Annotated in this window: 20 protein-coding genes and 2 tRNA genes; 10 read left to right on the top strand and 12 right to left on the bottom strand. The window is 32.6% G+C overall.

The window, feature by feature from the left end:
* Positions 1–74 precede the first annotated feature (74 nt).
* Positions 75–779 carry a queuosine precursor transporter gene (locus ACH5TW_RS07960; RefSeq protein WP_439335974.1) on the bottom strand — a complete coding sequence of 235 codons (705 nt, stop codon included), beginning with the start codon at positions 777–779 and terminating at the stop codon, positions 75–77.
* A gap of 155 nt (positions 780–934) precedes the next feature.
* Between ACH5TW_RS07960 and folK the strand changes: the two genes are divergently transcribed.
* Both folK and ACH5TW_RS07950 read left to right on the top strand, forming a co-directional pair.
* The gene (gene folK / locus ACH5TW_RS07955; RefSeq protein WP_439335973.1) at positions 935–2062 is read left to right on the top strand and encodes a 2-amino-4-hydroxy-6-hydroxymethyldihydropteridine diphosphokinase; all 1128 of its coding nucleotides are present in this window, start codon (positions 935–937) and stop codon (positions 2060–2062) included.
* A complete protein-coding gene (locus ACH5TW_RS07950) occupies positions 2063–2392 on the top strand; it encodes a hypothetical protein (RefSeq protein ID WP_439335972.1) in 330 nt (109 codons plus the stop codon). It abuts the gene before it with no gap.
* On the opposite strand, the gene ACH5TW_RS07945 is transcribed toward ACH5TW_RS07950, so the two are convergent.
* A complete protein-coding gene (locus tag ACH5TW_RS07945; protein ID WP_439335971.1) occupies positions 2389–3048 on the bottom strand; it encodes a class I SAM-dependent methyltransferase in 660 nt (219 codons plus the stop codon). The genes ACH5TW_RS07950 and ACH5TW_RS07945 overlap by 4 nt on opposite strands.
* Before the next feature lie 194 nt (positions 3049–3242).
* On the opposite strand from ACH5TW_RS07945, the gene ACH5TW_RS07940 reads away from it, so the two are divergent.
* Genes ACH5TW_RS07940 through ACH5TW_RS07920 form a run of 5 tightly spaced genes read left to right on the top strand, consistent with a single transcriptional unit; the run spans position 3243 to position 7516 of the window.
* Complete coding sequence (locus ACH5TW_RS07940) at positions 3243–3935, top strand: RraA family protein (RefSeq protein WP_439335970.1); 693 nt, start codon at positions 3243–3245, stop codon at positions 3933–3935.
* A gap of 14 nt (positions 3936–3949) precedes the next feature.
* On the top strand, positions 3950–4705 hold the full coding sequence (locus ACH5TW_RS07935) for an SDR family NAD(P)-dependent oxidoreductase (RefSeq protein ID WP_439335969.1): 756 nt from the start codon (positions 3950–3952) through the stop codon (positions 4703–4705).
* Between the two features lie 21 nt (positions 4706–4726).
* A complete protein-coding gene (locus ACH5TW_RS07930) occupies positions 4727–6025 on the top strand; it encodes an MFS transporter (protein ID WP_439335968.1) in 1299 nt (432 codons plus the stop codon).
* Between the two features lies 1 nt (position 6026).
* Positions 6027–6302: a UxaA family hydrolase gene (locus ACH5TW_RS07925; protein WP_439335967.1), complete on the top strand. Its 276-nt coding sequence runs from the start codon at positions 6027–6029 to the stop codon at positions 6300–6302.
* Positions 6303–6331: 29 nt separating this feature from the next.
* Positions 6332–7516 carry a UxaA family hydrolase gene (locus ACH5TW_RS07920; protein WP_439335966.1) on the top strand — a complete coding sequence of 395 codons (1185 nt, stop codon included), beginning with the start codon at positions 6332–6334 and terminating at the stop codon, positions 7514–7516.
* Here the strand turns inward: ACH5TW_RS07920 and ACH5TW_RS07915 are convergent, their stop codons facing one another.
* The 5 genes from ACH5TW_RS07915 to ACH5TW_RS07895 all read right to left on the bottom strand — a co-directional run bounded on the left by ACH5TW_RS07915 (position 7517) and on the right by ACH5TW_RS07895 (position 11994).
* Positions 7517–8662 carry a DNA-binding transcriptional regulator gene (locus ACH5TW_RS07915; RefSeq protein WP_439335965.1) on the bottom strand — a complete coding sequence of 382 codons (1146 nt, stop codon included), beginning with the start codon at positions 8660–8662 and terminating at the stop codon, positions 7517–7519.
* Positions 8663–8716: 54 nt separating this feature from the next.
* The gene (locus ACH5TW_RS07910) at positions 8717–9151 is read right to left on the bottom strand and encodes a cupin domain-containing protein (protein WP_439335964.1); all 435 of its coding nucleotides are present in this window, start codon (positions 9149–9151) and stop codon (positions 8717–8719) included.
* A gap of 126 nt (positions 9152–9277) precedes the next feature.
* On the bottom strand, positions 9278–10828 hold the full coding sequence (locus ACH5TW_RS07905; RefSeq protein ID WP_439335963.1) for a glycoside hydrolase family 28 protein: 1551 nt from the start codon (positions 10826–10828) through the stop codon (positions 9278–9280).
* A 124-nt stretch (positions 10829–10952) separates the two neighbouring features.
* A complete protein-coding gene (locus ACH5TW_RS07900; RefSeq protein ID WP_439335962.1) occupies positions 10953–11486 on the bottom strand; it encodes an RNA methyltransferase in 534 nt (177 codons plus the stop codon).
* Between the two features lie 67 nt (positions 11487–11553).
* Positions 11554–11994 (bottom strand): DUF1573 domain-containing protein, encoded by a 441-nt coding sequence (locus ACH5TW_RS07895; protein ID WP_439335961.1) that lies wholly within the window; start codon positions 11992–11994, stop codon positions 11554–11556.
* A gap of 202 nt (positions 11995–12196) precedes the next feature.
* Here ACH5TW_RS07895 and mutS point away from each other — a divergent pair, with 202 nt between their 5' ends.
* From mutS to ACH5TW_RS07880, 3 genes are all read left to right on the top strand, one after another.
* The gene (mutS, locus tag ACH5TW_RS07890; RefSeq protein WP_439337498.1) at positions 12197–14776 is read left to right on the top strand and encodes a DNA mismatch repair protein MutS; all 2580 of its coding nucleotides are present in this window, start codon (positions 12197–12199) and stop codon (positions 14774–14776) included.
* A 98-nt stretch (positions 14777–14874) separates the two neighbouring features.
* Positions 14875–14946, top strand: a tRNA-Gly gene (locus ACH5TW_RS07885).
* A gap of 25 nt (positions 14947–14971) precedes the next feature.
* Positions 14972–15055, top strand: a tRNA-Leu gene (locus tag ACH5TW_RS07880).
* 239 nt (positions 15056–15294) lie between these two features.
* Here the strand turns inward: ACH5TW_RS07880 and ACH5TW_RS07875 are convergent.
* The 5 genes from ACH5TW_RS07875 to ACH5TW_RS07855 form a co-directional block, all read right to left on the bottom strand.
* The gene (locus ACH5TW_RS07875; RefSeq protein ID WP_439335960.1) at positions 15295–19617 is read right to left on the bottom strand and encodes a LamG-like jellyroll fold domain-containing protein; all 4323 of its coding nucleotides are present in this window, start codon (positions 19615–19617) and stop codon (positions 15295–15297) included.
* A gap of 111 nt (positions 19618–19728) precedes the next feature.
* Positions 19729–19899: a hypothetical protein gene (locus ACH5TW_RS07870; RefSeq protein ID WP_439335959.1), complete on the bottom strand. Its 171-nt coding sequence runs from the start codon at positions 19897–19899 to the stop codon at positions 19729–19731.
* Between the two features lie 155 nt (positions 19900–20054).
* Positions 20055–21305 (bottom strand): DUF2264 domain-containing protein, encoded by a 1251-nt coding sequence (locus ACH5TW_RS07865; protein WP_439335958.1) that lies wholly within the window; start codon positions 21303–21305, stop codon positions 20055–20057.
* The gene (locus ACH5TW_RS07860) at positions 21298–23316 is read right to left on the bottom strand and encodes a DUF2264 domain-containing protein (RefSeq protein WP_439335957.1); all 2019 of its coding nucleotides are present in this window, start codon (positions 23314–23316) and stop codon (positions 21298–21300) included. The genes ACH5TW_RS07865 and ACH5TW_RS07860 overlap by 8 nt, the downstream gene beginning before the upstream one ends.
* A 96-nt stretch (positions 23317–23412) precedes the next feature.
* Complete coding sequence (locus tag ACH5TW_RS07855; protein WP_439335956.1) at positions 23413–26208, bottom strand: LamG-like jellyroll fold domain-containing protein; 2796 nt, start codon at positions 26206–26208, stop codon at positions 23413–23415.
* Positions 26209–26380 lie beyond the last annotated feature (172 nt).

The following is a 26380-nucleotide window of genomic DNA, read 5'->3' as shown; positions in this document are numbered from 1 at the left end:
ACTTTGAATTTTACAAAGATATACGTAAAAATGACGATAAAAGCTTACATGTGCGTTAATCTAATGCTAAATTATTAGAGCATATCTATTTCTTCATTCACTTTTAAGTTGAAGCGTCTTCTAAATAAATACACGCCTAAATATAGAAACGGCGTGTCTAAAAAAGCGATAATTACTTTAAAAAGAAAACCACTAATAAGTAAGCCTTTAAAATTTGCCCAATCAATAATGCCAAAAGAGCATAATAGTGTTACAATAGTAAAGGTGTCTACAAATTGAGAAAACCAAGTTGAAAAATTATTTCGCAACCATAAATGTTTGCCTTTGGTTAGTCGTTTCCAGAAATGATAGATTTGAATATCTACAAATTGCGCAAATAAATAGGTAAGCATACTAGCAAAAACAGCAATAGCTGAATTACCAAAAACGGTATTAAACATATCGTCTTTTACATAAGACCACGAAGTTGCAGGAACATTGCTGGCTGTGTATATAATAAGAAGGGAAAACAATGAAGCAAAAATGCCAGTAACAACAACATCGTTAGCTCGTTTTTTACCATAAATTTCGCTTATTAAGTCGGTTATTAAAAAAGTGATAGGATAAGGTAAGATGCCAACGGAGATTTCGAAAAGTTTACTTCCAAAAATCTCAATATCAAACGGGTACCAATAAAAGAATTTTTGGAAAATTAAGTTTGAAACCACTAATGATGTTATAAACAAAGCTCCTAAGAGGATGTAAATACGTTGTGCGGCAAGTTTATCTTTTAATGACATACAATTTGTAAATAAATATTTTTGTCAGTTCGATTTCTTATTATGGTATTAGTTAGAGCTATATGATATAAGAATATTGTTTCGATATAATTTGTGAATAAATAGCTTCTGTAAATATAAAGGAAACCATTTACTTTTCATTATTTTGTCTTTCTATGGTGAAACCAACAACATATCATATCGCATTAGGAAGTAATAAAGGCGATAAATTGAAGCATTTACAAGCTGCCGCTGATGCTATTTATATACGTATTGGAAATATTAAGTTGATTTCTAAAGTTTACAAATCGCCAGCATTGGGGTTTGAAAGTGACGATTTTCTTAATTGTTGTTTGGTTTTAGAAAGTGATTTGCAACCCCAAGAAGTGCTCGATAACTTGTTGGATATTGAAACAAAATTAGGTAGAACACGAAATGAAGGAGCTGGTTATGAAGCTAGAACGATAGATTTAGATATTGTTTTAGCTGAAGATAAGATTATAGCTACAGAAACTTTGCAAGTGCCACACCAAGAAATGAGTAAGCGTAAGTTTGTTTTACAGCCACTTAACGATATTGCTTCAAAAGTGCAGCATCCAAAATTTGGAACAGAAATATCTGTTTTGTTAGATGAATGTGAAGACGAATCGGTTTTAGAACCTATTAAGATTTGGCTTAAAAATCCGGGCAAAGTTTGTGATTTAGCTAAGTATAATTACATAGCAATTGAGGGCAATATTGGATCTGGAAAAACCAGTTTAGCAACCAAAATAGCGCACGATTTTAATGCGAAACTTGTTTTAGAACGTTTTGCCGACAATCCGTTTTTGCCAAAATTTTATGAAGATGCTCAGCGTTATTCGTTTCCTTTAGAAATGTCTTTTCTTGCAGATAGGTATCAGCAAATTTCTGACGATTTATCGCAACTCGATTTATTTAAAGATTTTATTATAAGTGATTACGATGTGTTTAAATCACTTATATTTTCTAAAATTACCTTGCAAGACGATGAGTTTAAGCTGTATAGAAAACTCTTTTATTTAATGTATAAAGAGTTGCGTAAACCAGATTTATATGTGTATTTATACCAAAACACAGCACGTTTGCAAGCAAATATTAGAAAACGCGGACGCGATTACGAACAAAATATTGCCGATGATTATCTTGAAAAAATAAACACAGGCTATTTAGAGTTTCTAAAAACCCAAACCGATTTCAACGTTAAAATTATTGATGTCTCTGACAGAGATTTTGTTGAGAATCGAAGTGATTACTTGTGGGTTTTGGGTGAGATTTGCGAATAAATGGAAACCTTAATTTTAAATAATGAAGAACGTAAAGCGATCATTTATTTATTAAATATTCGTTTAAAAAGAATACCTATTGAGTTTCCTAAATGGACTGAGAATTCGAAGAGTTGGAAGAACGAATATTATTATCCAATATTGACAACTAGAGGTAAACTTGAAAAAGGTAAAAGTAATTTTAAAAATATAGAAATTGGAATGATGCTTAGTTGTGTTAATGAATATTCACCAGTTGAACATTTTGTAGATGATATTACTGGATTTGAAAACACTAAATTTAAAGAACCTTTTAAGTCAATTTATAAGAAAATCAAGATTTATTATTAAAACACTTCAAATAAAGTCGTTACAATTCTCCCTTTCCTGTCATTTAAAACATGTTCCCCAAGTTCTTTTTTTACTTTAACCTTCAAATTAAAAGGGGCTTCTAATATATTAACACCACTGTTTTGTTTTAGTCTTATGCCTTGTCCCGAAATAATGTCTTTGTTTGGGGTAAAGTTTGCAAATGGGATATGTTCCGTTAGAATAATGTATTTGTAAGCTGTTAATTTTTTTACGACTTCTTCAATCTCTTTATTAGATAAATGTTGAAGTACTTGCCTAAGTATAATACAGTCTCCATGGGGAAGCTTATCTTTTACAATATCCAAACAATAAAATTCTAGGTTTTCTTCTTTGAATATTGTTTTGTTTCTTTTTATAAGATTTTCAACAATATCTAGGGCAATATACCTTTTGGAGTATTTAGTGAGGTGTTTTCCAATATTAAAATCGCCACAACCTAAATCGCAAACTATTAAGTTGTTATTATGCGATTGTAAAAATGCAGTTATAACTTTTAAATAAGGGTTTATAATTTCTGGATTATGAGAACCTGCTCCAGAATAAAAATCGAATTCCTTTCCACCCCAAAGATGCTTGTCATAAATCTGGTTCATGACATCTTTTGTTGGCCAAGGCGTTTTTGTTTTTTTTGTCACTTATTAAATAATTCTATAAACGAAGTTAGATTTTTTAAGCTTTAGAATCAAGTTATTCCATTTTATGATGTTTTTCTACAACAGAATTACACAAAATGGATGTAAAATAACAAATATAGGTTAGTGTAAAATTGTTATGCTTAATTATTTTTGAAGCATACTTATGTTCTAAATACGACACTAAATATAAACAAATGAAATATTACAATAGCTTTAAGGAGCTTAAAGACATTGCACATACAGAACTCTTTACGGCTTTGGTAGGCGATGTTATGGATAAAATGGGGTATTTACATCAGTTTTTACCCGCTGGAATAAAACCAGTAAATTCAAAATCGATTGTTTTTGGTAAAGCTATGCCAGTGCTAGAAGCCGATGTTTTTGGCGAGCAATTAGATAAAACATCTAACAATTATATTAATAAGCCTTTCGGAATCATGTTTGAAGCGCTTGATAGTCTTCAGGAAGACGAAGTATACATTTGTACGGGCTCTTCGTTACGCTATGCACTTTGGGGTGGTTTAATGAGTACAAGAGCTATGAAATTAAAAGCATCAGGAGCTGTTGTAGATGGTTATTCAAGAGATACAAATGAGGTTTTAAGACTCGGTTTTCCTGTTTTTAGTATGGGAACTTATGCACAAGATCAAGGGCCTCGAGGAAAAGTGATAGATTACAGAGTACCTATAGAAATAGGCAATGTTAGAATTAATCCAGGCGATATTATTTATGGCGATTTAGATGGCGTTGTTATTGTTCCGCAAGAAATTCAAGATGAAGTTTTTGAAAAAGCTTTAGAAAAAGCACGAGGGGAAAAATTAGTTTTAAAAGCACTTCAAGACGGTATGAGTACCGTGGAGGCTTTTGAGAAATTTGGTATCATGTAATAAATAGAATGAAAATGAAAGCATTTAGTTTAGAAGGAAAAAAAGCAGTCATTACAGGAGGTGGAAGCGGTATAGGTTTAGGTATTGCAAATACATTTATTGATGCAGGCGCTGAGGTTTTAATAATTGGAAGAAGCGAGCAGAAGTTAATTGATGCTAAAGAAATATTAGGAGATAACTGTAAGTGTAAATCGTTTGATGTAAGTGATTTAGATAAAGTTCCAGAACTTGTTGAAGACATTGAAAGTAATTGGGGAGCTGTTGATATTTTAATAAATTGTGCAGGTGCTCATTTGAAAAAAAATGCAGTTGATACTACTGATAGTGAGTTTTTAGGTATTTTGAATGTGCATTTAATGAGTGTTTTTGCGCTTACCAGAGCATTTTCAAAACGAATGATAGAAAGACAACACGGATCTGTTATTCTTATTAGTTCTATGACAGCTATTATGGGAATGAAACAAGTAGTGGCTTATTCTACTGCTAAAGCTGCACTTTTAGGAATGACGAGAGGCTTGGTTGCAGAACTTGCCGTAGATAATGTGCGCGTAAATATTATTGCTCCAGGATGGATAGAATCGCCCATGTTGCATAAAGCTATAGATCATGATTTACCGAGAAAAACTAAAATTTTAAGCAGGATCCCTACAGGTAAATTTGGAATGCCAGAAGATATTGGTAATGCTGCTCTTTACTTAGCGTCTGATGCTGGAAAATATATAAACGGTGTATTCCTTCCTGTTGATGGAGGTGCCGCTGGAGGATTCTAATAACCAACTAAAAACCATAAAATGCCAACTAAAACCACCACCACAATTAATAACACAAAAGATTCTAAAATAAGATGGGTTATAGTCGCCTTGCTATTTTTTGCAACTACTATTAATTATATAGATAGGCAAGTTATAGGGTTACTGAAACCTTTTATTGAAAAGGATTTAAATTGGACAGAGGCCGATTACGGATACATTGTAACAGCATTTCAGATTGCCTATGCTATAGGGCTTTTAATTAGTGGGAGACTATTAGATAAGCTAGGTTCTCGACTAGGCTATACGTTAGCTATTATAGTTTGGAGTGTTGGTGCTGTATTACATGCCGTTGTAAATTCAGTTATGGGTTTTGGTATTATGAGGTCTATTTTAGGTGTTGGAGAAGCAGCTAATTTTCCAGCAGCCGTAAAAACGGTGGCAGAATGGTTTCCAAAAAAAGAACGCGCTTTAGCGACTGGTATTTTTAATTCCGGTTCTAATATTGGTGCTATTGTGGCGCCTTTAATTGTTGTAGGTATTACACTTTCTTTAAATTGGAAATGGGCATTTATTATTACTGGTTTATTAGGTTTTGTTTGGATTATTTTTTGGCTTTTAATTTATAGAACACCAGAAAAACATAAAAAAGTTTCAGCTAAAGAATTAGCTTATATTTTATCTGATAATGATACAGATACTGTTGCAGAAACAATAAATAGTAAAGAAATCACTTGGGGATCTTTATTTAAATACAGACAAACTTATGCTATTTGTTTATCGCGTTTTTTTACGGATTGGGTTTGGTGGTTTTTCCTTTTTTGGGCTCCCGATTTTTTAAACAAAACTCAAAATATCGATTTAAAAGATTCCATCATGCCACTTATTGTAATTTATACCATGGCTAGTATTGGCGGTATTTTTGGTGGCGGATTATCTTCTAAATTTATAAAAATTGGCAAATCAATCGATTTTGCCAGAAAAACAGCCATCTTAATTTGTGCGATGTTGGTACTACCTTTAATTTTTGCTACTCAGTTTAATAATCTTTGGATTGTTGTTGTTATTATTGGGTTTGCCACAGCAGCTCACCAAGGATGGGCGTCTAATATTTTTACAGTAGTTTCAGATATTTATCCTAAAAAGGCAGTGGCTACTATGGTTGGGCTTTCTGGATTTACAGGAGCTATTGGTGGTGCTTTTGCTGCATCGTTTGTGGGGCTTGTTTTAGATATTAGTGGGAGTTATACCCTTATCTTTGTAATTGCAAGTACCATGTATTTATTAGCTTGGTTGATATTAAAACTAATGATTCCAGAAATAAAACCTATTGAAAACTAAGATGGAAAATTTTGTTCAGTTACATCCTAATGATAATATTGTTATTGCTTTAAAAAACTTTGAAGCCGATACTGTTATTAGTGTAAACGGAAAAGAAATACAATTAAAAGTAGCTATTGGTTTTGGTCATAAAATAGCTATAAAGTCCATTGAAAAAGGAGAGAAAATATTAAAATACGGACTTTCTATTGGAAGTGTTACGCAACACATATCTGCTGGCGAGCATGTACATAGTCATAATCTAGAAACAGATTATTTAGTTGTTAATGAGAAATAATGTTTTTCTATAAAAGTTAAGTTTATAAAATGCAGGGATATTTAAGGAAAGACGGAAGAAAAGGTATTCGTAATGTTATTGTTGTTGCCTACTTAGTAGAGTGTGCAAATCATGTAGCACGTTTAATAGTTTCTGAGTTTAAAGGACAAGAAGTTCATTTAATAGGTTTTAGTGGTTGTGCTCCTAATGATTATGCACAAAATATGATGGAAAATCTTTGCACGCATCCTAATGTAGGTGCTGTTCTTTTGGTGTCTTTAGGTTGTGAAAATTTTAATAGAAATGAATTGTCTAAATATATTTCCGAGTCAGGAAGACCTGTTGAAAAATTAGTAATCCAAGAATCTGGAGGTACACTAACGTCTGTGCAATCTGGAATTGCTATTGTAAATGGTTTTATTTCTGAGCTAAAAAACACGAAGAAAGTCGATTTTAAAATTTCAGACTTAATGGTTGGAACTATTTGTGGAGGATCTGATGCGACGAGTGGATTTACTGCAAATCCATCTATTGGAAAAGCATTCGATAAACTAATTGCAAATGATGCTATTTGTATGTTTGAAGAACCAGGAGAGTTAATGGGTTGCGAACATTTAATGGCAGAAAGAGCCGAAAATGAGGAGGTTGGAAACCAATTAGTAGCCTGTATAAAAAAAGCGGATAATTATTATAAAAAAATGGGACATGATAGTTTTTCGGCAGGAAACGCTGTTGGCGGTTTAACAACTATTGAAGAAAAATCTTTAGGATCGTATTCAAAAAGTGGTAGTTCGCCTATTAAGGCTTTAATTCGTCCAGGAGAACGACCAACAGAGGCTGGTTTGTATTTTATGGATGTGGTGCCAGATGGTGATGCTTTATGGGGATTTCCTAATATTAACGACAATACTGAAATTGTAGAAATGATTGCTAGTGGTTGTCATATTATACTATTTTCAACTGGTAGAGGCTCTGTAGTGGGGTCTGCAATATCTCCTGTGATTAAAGTTTGCGGAAACCCGAAAACTTATGAGAATTTAGCAGGCGATATGGATATAAACTCGGGTAAAATAATTACAGAAGGAGCTTCATTAGATACGCTGGGAGATGAAATTTATATGCTTATTGAAGAGGTAATTAATGGGCAACAAACAAAGTCTGAAATGTTAGGACATCAAGAATTTGGATTAGGCTATAAGTATTTCGAGTATGGTAAGAAAAACTGCGATATGTAATTATAAATTTTCATTTCGCCATTTATTAGGCGGTATGCCTTCAATGGCAGAAAACCATCTACTTACGTGGTTGGCATCTTCAAATCCTAGACGGAAGGCAATTTCTTTAACTGATAAATTCTGATTCTTAAGAAGCTCTTTAAACTTTTTGAGTTTATTAAATTGAATTTCTTCGTAAATAGTATTCTTTGTTACTTGTTTAAACCGCGTATACAAGCTTTTTCTGCTAATGTTGGTGACATCAACAACATTAGTTACTGTTAAATTTAAATGTGTGTTGTTTCTAATATAATGGAGTGCTTTTATAACTTCGGGGTCATTACAGGCAATAATGTCTGTAGAACTGCGCTCAACAATACCTAAAGGTTCTGTTGGAATCATAAAATATTTTATAATTTCTCCATGCATCATGCGGTCTAAAACTTTACAAGCATTATATGCTGCTTTGGAATGATTTCGTGAAATGCTAGACAATTTTGGATGTGTCATATTGCATAATAGTTCATCATCATCAATGCCTAAAATGGCTATTTCATACGGAATTTTTAAACCCCCAATAGAGCAGGCATTAATTAACATTTGTCCAAAATCATCATTACAACATAATATACCAATGGGTTTGGGTAAAGATTTTAACCAAGCTATTATATTTTCAAAATCAGATATTAATGCTTTCTTCGATTTAACTTCTGCTAAATAGCTAGAAATAGTAATACCGTTTAATGCAGCGTGGTTTTTAAAACTTATGAGTCTGCCATCAGACCAAGCTAAATTTTTCAAACCAAAAAAAGCTAGATTTTTAAAACCATGAGATAAAAAATAATCAACAGCCATTTTTCCATCTGCTTCATAGTTACCTTTAAGATATGGCGAGCTATCAATATATGCCATACTGTTAGCCTGAATAAAAGGGACACTCAGTTCGGTAATTACAGACATATTATCAATATTCTCAAGAATACAACCGTCAGGTTTCATGAGTTTAATGAGTTTGCTAATGTCTTTTGTTTGTGATGTTTTAAGGTAGTAGGCAGGTTCAAAAATAATTTCCCAATTAGAAAATTGATTGTTGTATTCATGGATACCTTTGAGTAAATCACGCCCATAACCGCGACCAGATTCTAATTGAACAAAAACCTTTTTCATTTATTATTATTTGGTTTGTTAATTAGTTTACAATTTTATGCTTAAAGAAAGCCCTTATTTCTGGTACTTTTTAATCACTAAATATTTCAATTCGGTATCGCCAACATTTTTAATACCATGCTCCATCCAAGAAGGACAGTAAAAACTTGTATATGCGCCTGCTATTGTAGTTTTGCCATCTAAATAAAATTCGGCAGTACCTTCTACTACAAAAAAGAACTCGTCTTCAACATGTTTGTGAGGTGGATGCGTTGCTTTTCCTGGAGCTACAACGCTCATTTTTAAAGTTCTGCCGTCTAAAAAATCTTTGTCCGCAAACCAATATTGATAACCCACTTTTGTTGGGATGGTTTTGTCCATTGTGAGTGTAGAAACACAGTTTTCAATAGCATATTCTTTTTTAACTTTTTCGTTTTCAGGTGTTTCTTGTGCTGTTAATGAGAAACAAACAGTAAGTAATAAACACAGACTTAAAAATAGATTTTTCATGAGTATAAGATAATTATGTTTTACCCGTCACATGTAACATTCCTTTTATCATTTCCTTGAGTATGGAAAGTTTAGTTATGAATGTTTCATGATAAATGATTTTTAGCTAATTTATCAAATTTTAAATTAATCTTCTGTACTAAAATGGATATCATTAAGTTGAATGGTTTCCTTAGGCATGCTTAATGTTTCAGCATTGGTTTTAAAAACTATATTATCAAGCGTTATTTTTTCACCTCCAACCACATCTACTACAGATTCTGTTGTTTGTATGCTACTGTTTTTAATTTGAATATTTTTAATATCGTTTGCAAGTATAAGTTCAGTGCATTTAGCATCAACATTGTCTATGGTTAAGTTATTAAGTGGCGATTCTGGTATACCATATGCTTTTAGAAAATGGGTGCTATTTTCAATAATGATATTGGTTATTGAAATGTTTCGATAAAATGGCGTTAAGTTATTTACTTCTCGTATTGGAAGTCTATCGGCCAACAAACCTACGTATGAACGTTTTCCTAGCATATCCCATTTGATAGCTGTATATTCCAAATTCATTCTAATTCTATCATAATATAAATTTTCACCACCGCCACCTCTTGGTCGTCGAGTTTTAAATCGGATACCTACACCAGTGCCATCAAATACACAATCATGTACGTATAAATTGCGAATGGTTCCTGCTGTTTCGCTTCCGCAAGTAATACCTCCATGACCTTTTCGAGCTAAGCAATAACGTACCACGACGTTTTCGGTTGCTTTGTTTACTTTTAAACCATCTTCACCACGTCCAGATTTCATAGTAAAGGCATCATCACCTGTACTTAATGTGCAATATTCGATAAGGACATTTTTTGATGATTCAATATCAATACCATCGCCACGAGGAATGCCTTCAGAATTTACAGAAACCCCTCTTATAATTACATTATCACAATACACAGGAACAATATTCCAAAAGGCAGTGTTTTCTAATGAAACCCCTTCAATATAAACCTTTTTACAATTTATAGGTGATATGAATTTTGGAGGAAATATCCAATCTTCTTTCGAGCCGTCATGAATACGTTCTTTAGCAGGTTTGCTTAAATCTATAAGTCCTTCAATAGGCTTCATATAAGAGCGTTTTTTTATTTCTCCGCTGTATGGGCCTATAAGTTTCCCTTTTCCTGTAATAGCTATATTTTCTTGGTTGTTGGCATATATACAAGCTGCAAGCGACATCACTTCTAAGCTTTCTATACGTGTAAATACGGCTGGTTGATAATCTTTTACGTCGGTGCTAAAATTTAAAATGGCGCCTTCTTCAAGATGAAGATTTACATTGCTTTTTAATGAAATCCGACCTGTTTTCCAATCTCCTTTAGGTATAATAACAGTCCCACCACCTAAAGCACTTATCTCATTTATTGCATTTTGGATAGTGGTTGTAACTAGTTTTGAAGTATCTGCACCTTGGTCTAAAATATTAATACTTCTATCTGGAAATATTGGTTTTTCAAATACAGGCATTTTAAAAGGAGCAGATACAGGTGCAATAGTATCTGGCAATACTAACTGTCCTACTTGTTCTTTAGTCGGGATAGATTCTAATTTGCTATAATCTACTCCAGAATGCGTTTCATTTTTACAATTAAAAAATAATAGAATTGAAATTAAGGCAATAAAATGTCTCATTTAAAGTGTTCATTTAGTTTAGAAAGATAAAACTATACTTTTAAAAACTAAAAAGATATTTATTTTGTTCAGCGGTTTATTTTATAAGAACAAAATGTAAAACCTTCTGTTACTAATAAGTGTTTTATAAACTTTTTAATTTACTAAACACATCCCAAACAACAACGCCACAACTCACCGAAATATTTAAAGAATGTTTGGTGCCAAATTGAGGGATTTCAATAATTATATCACTTGCAGAAACTACCTCTTGAGCAACGCCTTTTACTTCGTTACCAAATACTAAGGCATATGTTATATTTGTTTCAGGAGTAAAATCATTAAGCATAATAGTGTTTTCGGCTTGTTCAATAGTACAAATTTTTATGTTTTCGGTTTTTAATTTTTCAATTAAATCTATGGTGTTTTCAGCATATTCCCAATCTACTGTATCGGTACTTCCTAATGCTGTTTTGTGTATGTCTTTGTGAGGAGGCGTTGCCGTAATTCCGCAGAGATAAATTTTTTCAATTAAAAAGGCATCACTTGTTCTAAATACCGAACCTATATTATTTAAACTTCTAATATTGTCTAGTATAATAATAATGGGTGTTTTTTTTGCGCCTTTAAAAGCATCAACACTTAATCTATCTAATTCACTATTTTTTAGTTTCCGCATGTTGCAAATATCCAAAAAAAAACTTCCTTTTTAAAAGGAAGTTTTTATATCATTTTTTAAATAATAATTATTTTTCAGCCTCTACAACAGGAGGATTAACTTTGCCTTTAATACGAAGTACTTTAGTAGGTGCATTTACTGCATTTGAAGTTATTGTAACACTTTTAGAAATAATCCCAGTTCTGTTAGTAGCATATTTTACTTTAATTACAGCAGATGCTCCAGGAGCAATTGGCTCTTTTGGCCATGTAGGAACTGTACATCCACAAGATCCTTTGGCGTTTGTAATTACTAAAGGAGCATTACCTGTATTGGTAAATTTAAACTCTCTATTGCCATCAGCATTGTGCTCAATAGTTCCATAATCTATAGTTTCAGATTCGAATTCAATTTTAGCACCATCTTTAGTGGCAGCTTCTTCAGTAGGTGTCGTTTTTGTAACGGTTTGACCAATGCTTACGGTTGTCATTCCTAGTAAAGCAAAGCTTAATAAAATTACTTTTTTCATGTTTGTATGGGAATATTATGTTGTTATATAGTTCAAAACTAAGAAATCTTATTTAATCTCTTAAGCATTAGCAAATAGAATTTTATTTTTAACATAATTTTATAACATCTTCTGAATTGACTAAATTCGCCTGAGACAAAATCAGAATTAAAATTTTACTTTTTTGACAGCAAAAACCAAAACTAAGAAGGAAACACCGTTAATGAAACAATATAATACCATTAAGGCAAAATATCCTGATGCTTTATTGTTGTTTCGTGTAGGCGATTTTTATGAAACCTTTGGTGAAGATGCTATTAAAACTGCCGGTATTTTAGGTATTATTTTAACTAAACGAGGTGCTGGTAGCGAGAGTGAAATAGAGTTAGCAGGGTTTCCGCATCATTCTATAAACACCTATTTGCCTAAGTTGGTAAAAGCAGGGCAACGTGTTGCTATTTGCGATCAGTTAGAAGATCCTAAACAAACGAAGTCTATTGTAAAACGTGGGGTTACCGAGTTGGTTACACCAGGTGTCGCTCTAAACGATGAGGTTTTAGTATCTAAGTCTAATAACTTTTTGTGTTCGGTTTATTTTGATAAAAAATATATAGGCATTTCGTTTTTAGATATTTCTACAGGCGAGTTTTTAACGTCTCAAGGAAATGCCGAGTACATAGATAAGTTATTGCAAAATTTTAATCCGAGCGAAGTGTTGGTTTCTAAACAAAAACGAACCACTTTTAACGATACTTTTGGAGACGATTTTCATACATTTTATTTAGAAGATTGGATTTATCAAACCGATTATGCAAATGAAACTTTAATAAAGCATTTTGATACTAAAACTTTAAAAGGTTTTGGTATTGACGATTTGCATGAAGGTATTATTGCGTCGGGTTCTATTTTACATTATTTAGGCGAAACACAGCATAATAAATTACAACATATTGCTTCCATATCTAGAATTTCAGAAGATGATTATGTGTGGATGGATAAATTCACCATTAGAAATTTAGAGCTTTATAATTCTACCAATAATAATGCGGTAACACTTTTAAATGTTATTGATAAAACCATTTCGCCTATGGGTGGAAGGCTTTTAAAACGTTGGTTGGCATTGCCTTTAAAAAATGTTGAAAAAATAAAACAACGTCATGAAGTGGTTAGTTTTTTAACTAAGGAAAACACCGTGCTTCAAAAAATACAGAATCATATTAAGCTTATTGGCGATTTAGAACGTTTAATTTCTAAAGTAGCCACAGCAAAGGTGAATCCTCGTGAAGTGATTCAACTTAAAAATTCTTTAGAAGCTATTGTGCCTATAAAATTATTGGCATCTAATTGCGATAATGACTCTTTAAAAATTATTGGAGATACTTTACAAAGTTGTGAAGTGCTTCGCGAAAAAATAAAAGAAACACTTAACGAAGAAGCTCCCGTAAATGTTTTAAAAGGGAATAGTATTGCTGCCGGTTTTTCAGCTGAGTTGGATGAATTACGAGGGTTATCTAAATCTGGAAAAGATTATCTTGATAATATGTTGGCGCGTGAAAGCGAACGCACAGGTATTACATCGCTTAAAATAGCATCTAACAATGTATTTGGATATTATATTGAAGTGCGTAATAGCCATAAAGATAAAGTGCCAGAAGAATGGATTAGAAAGCAAACCTTAGTAAATGCTGAACGTTATATTACTGAAGAACTTAAAGAATACGAAGCTAAAATTTTAGGTGCCGAAGATAGAATTCAGACTATTGAGCAACAATTATTTTCAGAGTTGGTTAGTTGGTTAAGTCAATATATAAAACCAGTACAACAAAATGCATTTTTAGTAGGGCAGTTAGATTGTTTGTGTGGGTTTGCACAACTAGCTAAAGATAATAAGTATGTATATCCTGTTATTGATGATTCTTTCGATTTAGATATTAAAGATGGTCGCCACCCGGTTATTGAAAAGCAATTACCAATTGGTGAAGCTTATATTGCTAATAATGTGTTTTTAGATAGAAGCACTCAGCAAATTATTATGATTACGGGACCTAACATGTCTGGTAAGTCGGCAATTTTACGTCAAACAGCACTCATTGTATTATTGGCTCAAATGGGAAGTTTTGTTCCCGCAAAAGAGGCTAGAATAGGTTTAGTAGATAAAATTTTTACTAGAGTAGGAGCTAGCGATAATATTTCTATGGGTGAATCGACCTTTATGGTAGAAATGAATGAAACAGCTTCTATATTAAATAATATTTCAGATAGGAGCTTGGTTCTGTTAGACGAAATTGGTCGTGGTACGAGTACTTACGATGGTATTTCTATAGCTTGGGCTATTAGTGAATATTTACATGAACACCCTGCAAAACCAAAAACGCTTTTTGCAACACACTATCATGAGCTTAATGAAATGAGTGAAACATTTGAGCGTATTAAAAACTTCAATGTTTCAGTAAAAGAATTAAAAGACAATGTGCTTTTTTTAAGAAAGCTTGTAGAAGGAGGTAGTGAACATAGTTTTGGTATTCATGTTGCAAAAATGGCAGGAATGCCACAGCAAGTTTTACGACGTGCAAATCAGGTTTTGAAGAAATTAGAAAAGTCACATTCAAGTGAAGAGCTTACCGATAAGGTAAAATCAATGGAAGATGAGATGCAGCTCAGTTTTTTTAATTTAGACGACCCTTTACTAGAAAATATTAAAGACGAAATATTACACATTGATATTGATACACTTACGCCAGTTGAAGCGCTCATGAAATTAAATGAAATTAAACGTATGTTGGTTAAGAAAAAGCGCGCTTAAAAATAATTTCATTTATTTTTCAAAAAGGCTTTGCAGTTTCTATAAAAGTTTTAAATTTGCATCCGCAATAGCAATGTTGCTTCGTTCATTAAAAGACTGCGAAAGTAGCTCAGGGGTAGAGCATCACCTTGCCAAGGTGGGGGTCGCGGGTTCAAATCCCGTCTTTCGCTCTGAGACTTTCTTAAAATATACCAAGCTGAAGTGGTGGAATTGGTAGACACGTTGGACTTAAAATCCAATGTCCATTAGGACGTACGGGTTCAAGTCCCGTCTTCAGTACAAAAGCCTTATCTTTTATTAGATAAGGCTTTTTTTGTACCTTTTCTATATACAATTTAAATTTTTCACTTCTATTATTTGGAGTTTGTATTAGATGCGTGGTAGAAGAATTTTAAATAGATATTCAATTTTGTTTTGATATTAAAACAAGTTTTGTAGCCTTAAATAAAAAAGGGTTCAACTTTCTACAAGTTGAACCCTTTTTATAAAAAACTTTAAAGTTTTTGAATACTAACACATTACTTAATAATAACTTTTAGTTTTTTCGAAAAATTTTCTGCCCTTATATCTATGAAATAAATACCATTTGATTGAGGAGCTTTTATTTTTATTTTATTACTAATATTCATTCTTTTTGTTTTTACAAGTTCACCTAAAACATTATAAATAGATATCGTTGCATTTTTATATTGAACTCCTGCGCTATTAAATTTAATATTAATATCCTCACCACCATTGGTTGGATTAGGATAAACTTTAGCGGTATGTTCATTACTGCCATCTAATGCAGTAACAGCAAGGTTTTCATTATTAGAGAGTTTAGTAACATCGGCTTCAGCTAAAGCATAATTATATATTCTAAAATCATCATAACTAAAATTAGTGTAAATATCTTGTGATTGTTGAGATTTTCCTAAATAGTTTTGATTTGTTGGCCCCACATCAGAAGGCGTCAAAATACAATTAGCATCTGTAAAAACTAATTCTCCATTAACAAAATATTTAAAAGTAGTGCCTTCTAATGTTAAAGCAACATGAACCCATTCATCTACAGGGAAATCGCATGTCATGTAAACATTATATCTACTACCGGATAAAGGATCAATTATAAATCTTGATTGTGTCTCATTTGCTTTTGGTATTAATAGCATAAAAGCAGAACCTCCCGATCCAAAATCAAAGAGACGCAAATAATTATCAGTTACTGCAGGCGTTTTAAACCAGGATGTAATAGTAAAATCGGTAAGATTAGCTACAATATTATCTCCAACTTGTATATAAGATTCATCGGTTTCAGATAATGTAACAGCACTACCATTATTTCCTGTAGACCATACAGGAATGTTTTTTAATTCACCATGAAAACCACCCCATTCATCATAGGCTGTTGCTCCAGTATTCTCATTGAAAGTAAATTTAGCATGTTGCCCGCTTTTAGGATTAGCAACTAAAACATTAGATTCTGGACCAGTACCCAGCGTATTAAATGGTTGTACTTTGTAGTAATAAGTATTACCATTTACAATACCTGTATTGTCAACAAATTTTGTTCCTGAAAAATTGTTAGAAACTTCTGTAAATGGACCGTTAGCACTTTCTGATCTTGATACTGTATAAGATGTGTCGAAAACAAAATCCCAGGTAATAATATTTGTAGCATCTCCCGAAGAAATATAAATATTATTTATTGCACCAGGAGCGCTAATATCATTAGTTGTAACTTCAATTGCTTGAGAATATTCGCCTTCTCCAGAACTATTTACTCCAGCAACTTTGTAGAAATATGTTGTTGTTGCTGTTAAGTTTTCATCTTGAAAATTAGTGCCATCGTAATTTTCAGCTATTAATTGATACACACCATCTATAGTGTTAGAGCGCGTAATGTTATATAGTTTTGCATTGGCAGCATTATTCCAATTAAGTTCAATAATTGTTCCTGAAAGCGCTTGCCCTGTTAAAATTGGTGCAGTAGCCGGTTGGTCAATTACAATCTCAACTTCTCTTGAATATGAAGATTGACTGTCTTTATAACTAGTTGCTCTTACTCTGTATTTTGCAGAATTATATGTTAGGTTATCAAAATAAGTTACTGATTCTCCTGCAACGTAATCATCACCTTTAATTATAGTTGCAATAGGTGTAAAGCTTGTTTCTGTATCTGTTTTTCTTTCTAAAATGTAGTTTTTTCCTGTTTCTCCATTATGGTCGTACCAAGAAATTACACTTTGACTATAATCATCAGAAAAACTTGGTTTTAACCATGGCGGAGCAATTTTCCATTGGTGATTGTATTCTTTATATTTTTTAAACCCAGTACCAGAATTAAATTCTCCAAACATTTCACCAGCAGGTGTAATTTGTCCACCAAGCTCAAGAGATCTAGCATCATTTACCCATTGATATAAGAAGTGATGTTCAACTAAATCATTACTTTCAAAGTAAGATAAAATTTGTTCTAGTTTAACCTTGTTTCTTTCTGCATTCGCTGGAGTAAGTGGTAATGAACCTGTTTTTTGTACGCCGTTATCATCTAATATTGGGTCTCCATTAGGATAAATTCTTGGTCCGCTAGCATCTGGCCATTTTGATGCATCTGCACCATTTGTCCAGTTTGCGCCATTATTCCATTCGGTAATCCATACAGGTCTTCCGCCTATAGCAGCGGTTGAAATATTCCAAGACCACCAACTAGTAGGTTGGTCTTGATAAGCATGAAAAGCAATAAAATCTACACGGTAGTTTAATTCATTACAAATTTGCATAAACTCATTTAACCACGAGCTACCTATAGCTGCAGGTGCCGGTGAACCAATTCTTAAACCAGATTTAAAAATTTCTGGCCATTGATTTATGGCAGAAGCTACACTCATGTTTGCTTGGTCTGGTCTTGCTGGTTCATTATACCCTAATACATGTGATACATTTGTTGATGCGTTAATTTTAGTGAATGAATCCCAACCAAGGTTATGTCTCATTGGAACAAAAGTAGCATCTACACTTTCTGTATCGCCTCCTGCAGACCAATTGTATGTTATGGTAGGACTTGCTTGATAATTAGCATCTCCAGCTAATTTATTTGCAAGCCCTTTTTTAGAATTCCATTGCCATTTAAAAACTCTTATAAATGAGACAAAACTACTTTGGTCTGTTGCGCTTGCAATAAAGCCTTCAGGTAATGTTGATACTTCAAGATCTTCATCACTAGCAATATACATTTTACTAAACCCAGTTCCATTTGTGTTGTTTGCTAAAGTTACAGCGAAACCTTTCTTAAGTTTAAAAGATTTTACATTATTATCAAAAGCTCCCAAATTATTATGGTAAGTTTCAACTTCTAAATCCATAGAAGTTCCACCAAAACTTTCTTCAGTATAAATAGTAAGTGCATTTTGCATTGCTAATTTTCCGTTTGGAATAATTACACAACCAGACGCGTAAATACCTATTCTATCTTTATTAGGATCAAATTGTTGTCCATTTATTTTTACAGCATCTAACCAAGGATTTGCTGCATCTAGAAAGATAGAAGGCTTAATTCGTTCAATATATAACCAAGAATCGTTTGATGTTAAATTAACAGAACTATTACGAAGCGGGTTTGTGCCCGTTATGTGTATGTCAGATTTTCCAGATACCGTAATATCAGAATTAATAAAACTAGCTATGGTATAATCTTCATCAGTTATATTTACAGAATTTCTAGGTTCATTTCCTGTTATAACAGGAGCATAGGATCCTGAAGCATCAAAAGTTACAGATGATATTTGCATGTTAACTGCTCCATCTGGATAATTTTTTCCTAAAATAATTCGAGGCTGTGCTCCAAATTTTTTGAGCGATAAGTTTCCAACAAGCCATATTCCTCCACCGTCATTTTCAAATAACAAATAATAAGTTCCAGCTTCTGTTGTTGTAAAAGCCATATTGCCATTACTTAATTTTCTTTGATTTCCATTGGCTGAACTAGTAGAAAATTCTCCTATCAAATTGTTTCCTGTTGTTTCTTTACTTGCGCTTATTTTAAAAGTACCAGAAGAACCATTACCCCAATAAGTATATAATGAACTTAGGTTGTAGGTTGTATTGGCCTCTAGTGTTACAGGATAGTAATAAGATGAGCCATTTGTTACGCCGCTTTCCCAGCGCATCAACATAAAATGATTACTTTCAGTGTATGTTTGTCCATTATAAGTTAAATTGTTATTTAGAAGATTTGTAAATCTTACTCCCGAACTACTATTTGGTGTATTCCATGGAACACTTCCTGTACCATTATTGTTCCAGCCTGCTTGTAATGGTGTTTGAGTTGTTAAGTTTCCAAAGGCATTTTCGGTTATGTTTGGACCTTCTGTCATAGAGGAAAGATCCGGATTCGTGTTTTCAATACCATTTACTATGTCATAAATGGTTTCTAAATTTTTAGATTCAATATAACTACCATTTTGATAAATATGAACCGTATTTCCTTCTATAGCATAGCGAATAGTTTGCTCTTCTGTTGAAGAAAAGTTCATCATATAACTGCTAGATAAAGGTGTTGACCATTGAAGTTTTTCTGTATTCAATGAGGTTCTAAAACCTGTAAAATCTTTACTACGAAGGTCAAAATCTAATCCCCTACCATCTGCAGAATTAATAGTTGCTTTTATTTCTAATGACATGTTTTCATACATATCAATAGGAAGGTGTATTGTGTCTACTACATTAGAACCATTAAATGTTTCTGATGTCAGAAGTGTGGTAGGTAAGCTTGCTTTTTGTGTTAAATTGGGCTCTTGAGAAAAGAGTTGTCCTGTGGTAAGTATTAGAACTATGTTTAAAATTCGTATTAATTTTCTCATTTTCGTTTAGTTTTTTTAATTTATATTTTTACAATAGTTTAAATTTTTATTATTAATCAAAGACGCTTTTTTTAGAGTGTGTAAATCTTGATCAATTGCTTGTATAGCTTATTAATTTATATGTTGAGTAACACACAAATTAATATTATCATAAAATTTAGATGTATTGTTGGTTTTTAAAACTTCAGATTCGGTTTCTAAAAGAAATGATGCTCTGGTTTGGGCATATGAAGTTGATATGCTTATTGTTAATAAGCATATAGAGAAGGCAATTTTTCTCATTTAGTTTAAGTTTTTAATTTAGTTTATGTAAAATAACATTAAATTAAACTTAGTTAAAGGATGAAAATCAGCTTAAAATGGGGGACAAAATGAGTTTCGTTTTTATTTTAATGATTAAAAATCAAATAGTTAACTTATAATAAGTTGTTTAATTATTAGTTTTTTATTGCATGGTCGATTGGAATTTTTACACCTGACCAAATTTTCTTTTGAGTCCATGGCTGGTAAGGGTTACTCCAAAATTCATTATTTGAGGGTAAGCCAAGAATCATAAAAGCTTCAGAACATAAATACAAACTACCTGTAGAAATATAGCCTTCGCCAATATTTGGTTGGTGGCCATATAACCCAATTTGGAGCCAACCTTTTTTATCGAAAGTATCGGGAGCATTTATTTGATTGTTTACCATTGCATATAATGCAGAACGTACTTGAGCAGGAGTGATTTCTTTAGGTAATTCTTGCCAAAGTGCTATTTGAGATAATAATTGAAATGCTCCAAATCTATAAGCTAACGATCGACCAATAGGAGGATAGGTCCCATCTGGAGAAATTAATCGTTCTTGAATTGCGGCATAACGTTTAGCTCGTTTTAATGCCACATCATAATCCTTTTTAACATTTTTGTCTTTTTCATTTAACACCTTTAAAATATCAAGAATCATTGGTTGAATAACGAAGCTGTTATAATAGTCCCAATGAAAATTAGGTCCGTCTCCATACATACTATCACCTAAATACCATTCTTTGTGTTTGTTTAATGGGTAGTCTAATCGCATCATATCTGCCCCAGCATCAAATTTTAGTAATGCAGCTTCTACCATTCCTGAAAAAAGGAGCCAGTTACTATAATATGGTTTTATTACTCTTGTAGATTTTAAAGCATTAATTACATTTTGTTTTGTTTTTTCGTCTAAAGGCTCCCACAATTGTTTTGGTGCTCTAATTAGTGCTTGTGCAAAAAAAGCAGCATCAACTAAAGGTTGTTTATCATTATTGAAATTCATAAAATCTGGTGATTCAGGGTTTGTTGCATTATGAATACATTTATGAGCTAAAGCAATATATTTTGCTCTTAACTTACCTTCGTCTGTTTTGTCTGGACCTAGTTCTAACCAAGGCGCCATACCAGATAATAATCTTCCAAATCCTTCTAAATACGTAACATGTGTACGTTCATCCCAAGCACCCGGAGATTTTTCAACTGGCATTAGTTTTTTTAATTTATTTTTGCTTAAGGCATCTAATAAAGGGTCGCCTATTTTAACTATTGAAGACACAAAAAATGCTCTAACCTCAGCAGGAGATTCTTGTTGTAATTTATTTTCTTGAGAATGTATTGTATTGTTCGTGAATAATGCTAAAGTTGCTAGTATTATTAAGCTGCTCTTTAATTGATTAATCATATTTTATTACAGTTTTTTTGTTATTTTTCAGATGAATAATAACATTGTTAGAATTGTTAAATTGTTTAATGTTTTTAACAGGAAAAAGTTCTTTTTTTGTCCATTTTTCTCCAGATTTTTTCCAAAGCATTAATGTTGCATAAATGTTTAATTCAGAATTTGGATTAAAAGTAGCCGACACATTAATAACCTGACTATTTTCACTTTCAGGATGTAAGTCCTTTGTTGAAACAACTTCAGTTTTATTCCAGCCTAAAAGAGGAATCATGGCTAATTGATAGTTGCCATTGTCTATAATGGTAACTATTTTTCCTTTTACTTTTTTCGTAGTTTTTATAATGTCTTTATCTAATTTTGGTAAGGCATAATGCCCTAATCTCATAGAAATTGGTTCAGTGCTATTGTTCCTGTCAATTCTTAAAATACCATTATCTAAAGGTATTTCAGCGAGATTAAATGTTATATTTTTATTGGTTTCTAAAACGACATCACGGTAATAAACACCTTCTTCAAACTTTTTAAATGTATATAATCTGAAAGCTTCCCAGTCTTCTTTTTTGTTTTTGATTACATAATTCATAGCAACTTCTCCGTTTTCACCATCGGCTTGCCAAGGAAAAGCACTGCTGTAGGATAATCGGTTATAGTTTTCTGTAGAGCGGAATTTTTGCCAATCATCTGCTACTTTTTCATGACACCACGAGCGAACTTCTGAAGCACCAATATTTGGGTAATCGGTAATTAATAGTTCTGAGCCTTTCATGAATTTACTCGACACTTTATCGTTCTTAAATTCTGCTTCCCAAGCGCCTTCATTTTCTTTTGCAGTCCAAAAAGGACTATCATCTGGAACGAGTAATCCCATAAATGCTTTTCCCATCCAAAACACACTACCACGGCAACTGTAATTTTGAACAGCAGGTTCAAATGGACCATAAAACCCTAATGTAGGTACTTGGTCTTTCATGAATTCTGGATGCGTTAAAAATTGTTTTATAACACCCGATGAAATTCTTCGCATCCACCCATAATTAACATTTGGGTCGTTTTCAAACCCCATTAAAGGGAATGGTACAATAGCTCCAATTCTATAGCTAATACTTCGTCCCCACATAATCATATTGCCATTTTTACTAAACAAATACGGGTAGGTAGTTTTTAAATCGTTAAAGTTAGATTTAAACTTATATGCTATTTCTGGATAATGTTTGTTCCCAAAATATTCAGACCAAATGGCACCATACATTTGAAATGCCCACATACTATAATAATCGTAAGCAGGACTGTCGTTATACCAGCCATCTCCTCTATAATGTGTTAATGATTTTTCAAGATATTCAACTAGTAATTTTTCATTTATAACATAACCTTGTTCTTTAAAAAAGCTTAATACAAAAATGTTGAAAAATTTCCAGTTAGAATCTACTGTAGGGCCATCGCCATAGCTAAGCATAGTTTTTGCTAGTGCATCTTTTTTATCTTGCGGTAGAGTTTCCCATAATATTTCAGAATTTATAAGTAATGATAAACCAAGTGCTCCAAACTCTACTAAGTTTTGACTTGGTCCTCCATTTTTAGCACGAGGCACAATAAATGATTCACTTGTAGAATCTACCAATTTTTCAATTTGATATCTGTAATAATCAGCAACTTTAATATTATTAATGATTAATGATGGGTTTTCTTTTAGTAGAGGCGCTGCAACAAATAATGTTCTGCATAAGCCTTCAAGTTTTTCAGTAGGAACCTGTCTATCATCATGAGGGTAACTTTTTCCTGCTTGTTTAGGGAATTTCATAGGGTCATCCATAGTATGGATGTAACTAAAAGCACCTTCTAATAAATATAAAGCTGCATCTTTCCAGTGTTGTTTAGTTATTCCGGTATGAGGACTTAACTCATAATCGGGGTTTATTATATGAAAAGTATTGTCAGTATTTTTTTGTGTTTGAGAAAATGATGATAGGCTTAAAAGTATAAATAGAGCTAAAAGTGATTTCAATTTTTTCATAGTTTAGTATATGCATGATAAAGTTAAGCATACTAAGTATAAACAGAAAAACTTAAAGCAATTAAGATAGTTTTAAGTTTTTCTATTTATAAATTACTAGTGTTTTATTATGAGTTTTTTTACAGTTGATTTTTCTCCTTTACTTAATTTAAGTATATACATGCCAGAAGGTAACATAGAAACATCTACGTCTCCTTTTTTGCTATTTGTAAAGCTTTGGTTTATTAAAATTCGCCCATTTATATCAAAAACATCTATTGATGTTAAACTATTATCGTTCTCTTTAATGTTAAAATGTAAGACATCATTAGCAGGTATTGGCCAGAAGGATAAACCTTCAATACAATTGTTACCACAATCTTTAGTTGATAGTTTGTTATAGAGGTTTGCAATATCTTGAGTAGATAACTCGTAGTTGTACACTCTAAAATCATCAAGACGACCTCTTAATAATGGATCGTTCAAAGATTGGCTTTTACCAACAAAATTTAATGTAGGTTTAAAATCAATAGGTCTTGCTGTTATTGCGTTAGACTCATCAATTAAGTTTCCATTAACATATAATCGAGTTGATGTTGCACCTAAAGTTACTGCTACATGAGACCACTGATTTATTGGGAATGCTTCTGTTGAATTTAAAGTTTGTAAACCACTACCATTATTTATTCCAAATTGTAAATTCCCTGTATTAGAGTTTGGAGACATATACATGAATTCATTTTGGTCGTTACCAAAATCAAAAATACGCTGCCAATTATTACCACCATTCCAGTATATCCATGTTGCTACAGTTATTTCTTCTTGATTAGCTATGTCTGGTGGTAATTGTAAAAAATCATTTCCGTCTAGTGCTACCGAATTTGAACCAATTTCTCCTGTTTCATAAGTTACAGTACCAGATAATGCTGGATAATTTAGATTTATAGATGTATCTAAAATGTTTTGTTCAAATTCATAATGAGCCAGAATTGTATTTGTCCCATTTGCGGTTGCAGAAACTTCATTAGAATATGAAGAGCTATTTAAAGAATTATCGACAGCTTTAATTTTATAAAAGTATTGTCCGCCCATGGTTGTAGTATTATCAACAAAAGAGGTTGTTGTAACATTGCGTGCAATGGTACTGTATGCTCCCCCTGCAGTATCTGATCTAAAAATGTTATAACCTGATAAATCATTTTCAGAGTTTGCATTCCAATTAAGTTGGATAGATTCTGCATTACCTATGGCAACAAGATTAGTTGGAGCGCTTGGTGCATTAAACTCTACTGGAGCATCGATAGGAAGAAAACGCCATTGTTGACTATAACTATTTAATCCATCCTTTTTCTCCCATTGGCGAATATTGGCGTTTTCAGACGTAGAAGCGGCATCTAAAAATTTTCCACTTTGTCGACTTCCTATAAAAAACCAACCATCCTCGTTGTATTCTATAAACCAATCTCTATTTATGCCATCGCTATCCGCATATGTTATAATATTACCATTATTATTAAGATTAGGACCATTAACTGCTATTTTCTTACTTATATTACTACCTAAACCAATTTTATAAAAGGTAAAGTCACCACCTTTGTTCGAAGGGATATGTTTCATTTCCCATTGTTGATAAGTTTGTCCTGTATCTGTACCTATTTCTAGGTTAGCACCATCATTAGTCGAGCCATTTGCAACTTGTATTACTTTGCCACTTTCACGGTTAACTAATTTATACATTCCACTTATGGCAGGTTGTATATCATCTCCCCATTGAATATTTATGATGCGTTCTGCATTTGGTTGGTTTTGGTGGTATCCAGTACCTCCTGGCATTTGCATAAAAAACTCTCTTTGTGGTCCATGTCCATCATAGTAAACTGCTCTATCTTTAGAAATGAATTTGTATGATGTTGCTACTGCCTGTCTTTCTGAAGCACCAAGAAATGCTTCAACATCACCATCTTGGTTACGGTATACAGAAGCCGCTGTCCAATTTGAGCGGTGTTCGGCATAACCTAACCTGAACCCGTTTGATGCTTTTAAAAATTTACCTCCTGTATATTCTGGTGTTCCCCACCAAATACCCATTTGTAAACCATGTTCAAGTCCTACAATAGCTTCTATTACATTATGCAATTCGTCATTATTTGCATAGTTTCCATCACTTTTTACTGTTTCAAAAAAATTCGCATAATTATCAAAACTTCCAGCAAGCTGGTGGGTAATACCTTCATCTAGGTTTGACTTTAGGTAATTGTACCAAGGTAATGCCTGATCTGTATTCAAAGTGCTAGAAGAAATTCGTACTCCATCTAGTTCTGGTAATTTGCGTAGTTCTGTAATAAGTGCTGCGTTAAATGGTTTATCTCCATTTCCACTAGATGTTCCAAGATCGCATTCGTTACAAGGTGCTAATGAAATTACATCATGACCTGCAGCTTCATAATAGCTAATAGTAGCTGCAATATTTGCAGCCCAGGTAACCGGATTATAATTACCTTGAGTGCCATAGCTTGGATCTACAGAGTTACGAACACTATTCATTGTTAGTTGCATGGGTCGACCTAATAAAGCAATGTAATTAAGGCGTTTATCAATTGCTGCTTTAATTACAGGGTCAAGTTCTCCATTAATTAATGCTTTTTCTGTGAAATAAGAAACACGAACTACATCAACTTTATCGGCTCCCATAAAGGCAATTCCTCTTCTAAAATTTTCTTCACTTGGCCATGCTGTATCCAAACCCCATAATAATGTTTTTGGAACTCCCACAGAACTTACATCGTAAAATAATGTTCTGTTAGCTGGTGGTTGAACTACAAGATTACTACTGGTACTGGTTTGTGCATTTATTTGTGATATTGCTAGTACTAGAAGTAGAATTAGTTTAGTAGATAGTGCTTTATTTTTCATTATTTAATAATAGTTGATTTGTTATATCTGTAGAAAATAACAGATATAACAAATCAAGACAAAAACAGTTTTAGTTATAGGGTGTAAATCAGCTAAAATTAGGATATATAACGGTTCGTTTTAGCATATTGTTATTTTTTGCGAAAAAACATGATGTATTGGTATTTTCTTA

It is taken from the genome of Thalassobellus sediminis, assembly GCF_044386045.1.
Lineage (GTDB): Bacteria > Bacteroidota > Bacteroidia > Flavobacteriales > Flavobacteriaceae > Thalassobellus > Thalassobellus sediminis.
The sequence above is the reverse complement of the archived record's forward strand: the minus strand, read 5'-3'. Positions and strand labels throughout refer to the sequence as shown.

Bases quoted from the DNA above. Each gene is read 5' to 3' on its own strand.
- ACH5TW_RS07960 (WP_439335974.1), bottom strand. From the start codon at position 779: ATGTCATTAAAAGATAAACTTGCCGCACAACGTATTTACATCCTCTTA.
- folK (WP_439335973.1), top strand. From the start codon at position 935: ATGGTGAAACCAACAACATATCATATCGCATTAGGAAGTAATAAAGGC.
- ACH5TW_RS07950 (WP_439335972.1), top strand. From the start codon at position 2,063: ATGGAAACCTTAATTTTAAATAATGAAGAACGTAAAGCGATCATTTAT.
- ACH5TW_RS07940 (WP_439335970.1), top strand. From the start codon at position 3,243: ATGAAATATTACAATAGCTTTAAGGAGCTTAAAGACATTGCACATACA.
- ACH5TW_RS07935 (WP_439335969.1), top strand. From the start codon at position 3,950: ATGAAAGCATTTAGTTTAGAAGGAAAAAAAGCAGTCATTACAGGAGGT.
- ACH5TW_RS07930 (WP_439335968.1), top strand. From the start codon at position 4,727: ATGCCAACTAAAACCACCACCACAATTAATAACACAAAAGATTCTAAA.
- ACH5TW_RS07925 (WP_439335967.1), top strand. From the start codon at position 6,027: ATGGAAAATTTTGTTCAGTTACATCCTAATGATAATATTGTTATTGCT.
- ACH5TW_RS07920 (WP_439335966.1), top strand. From the start codon at position 6,332: ATGCAGGGATATTTAAGGAAAGACGGAAGAAAAGGTATTCGTAATGTT.
- ACH5TW_RS07915 (WP_439335965.1), bottom strand. From the start codon at position 8,662: ATGAAAAAGGTTTTTGTTCAATTAGAATCTGGTCGCGGTTATGGGCGT.
- ACH5TW_RS07910 (WP_439335964.1), bottom strand. From the start codon at position 9,151: ATGAAAAATCTATTTTTAAGTCTGTGTTTATTACTTACTGTTTGTTTC.
- ACH5TW_RS07905 (WP_439335963.1), bottom strand. From the start codon at position 10,828: ATGAGACATTTTATTGCCTTAATTTCAATTCTATTATTTTTTAATTGT.
- ACH5TW_RS07900 (WP_439335962.1), bottom strand. From the start codon at position 11,486: ATGCGGAAACTAAAAAATAGTGAATTAGATAGATTAAGTGTTGATGCT.
- ACH5TW_RS07895 (WP_439335961.1), bottom strand. From the start codon at position 11,994: ATGAAAAAAGTAATTTTATTAAGCTTTGCTTTACTAGGAATGACAACC.
- mutS (WP_439337498.1), top strand. From the start codon at position 12,197: ATGAAACAATATAATACCATTAAGGCAAAATATCCTGATGCTTTATTG.
- ACH5TW_RS07875 (WP_439335960.1), bottom strand. From the start codon at position 19,617: ATGAGAAAATTAATACGAATTTTAAACATAGTTCTAATACTTACCACA.
- ACH5TW_RS07870 (WP_439335959.1), bottom strand. From the start codon at position 19,899: ATGAGAAAAATTGCCTTCTCTATATGCTTATTAACAATAAGCATATCA.
- ACH5TW_RS07865 (WP_439335958.1), bottom strand. From the start codon at position 21,305: ATGATTAATCAATTAAAGAGCAGCTTAATAATACTAGCAACTTTAGCA.
- ACH5TW_RS07860 (WP_439335957.1), bottom strand. From the start codon at position 23,316: ATGAAAAAATTGAAATCACTTTTAGCTCTATTTATACTTTTAAGCCTA.
- ACH5TW_RS07855 (WP_439335956.1), bottom strand. From the start codon at position 26,208: ATGAAAAATAAAGCACTATCTACTAAACTAATTCTACTTCTAGTACTA.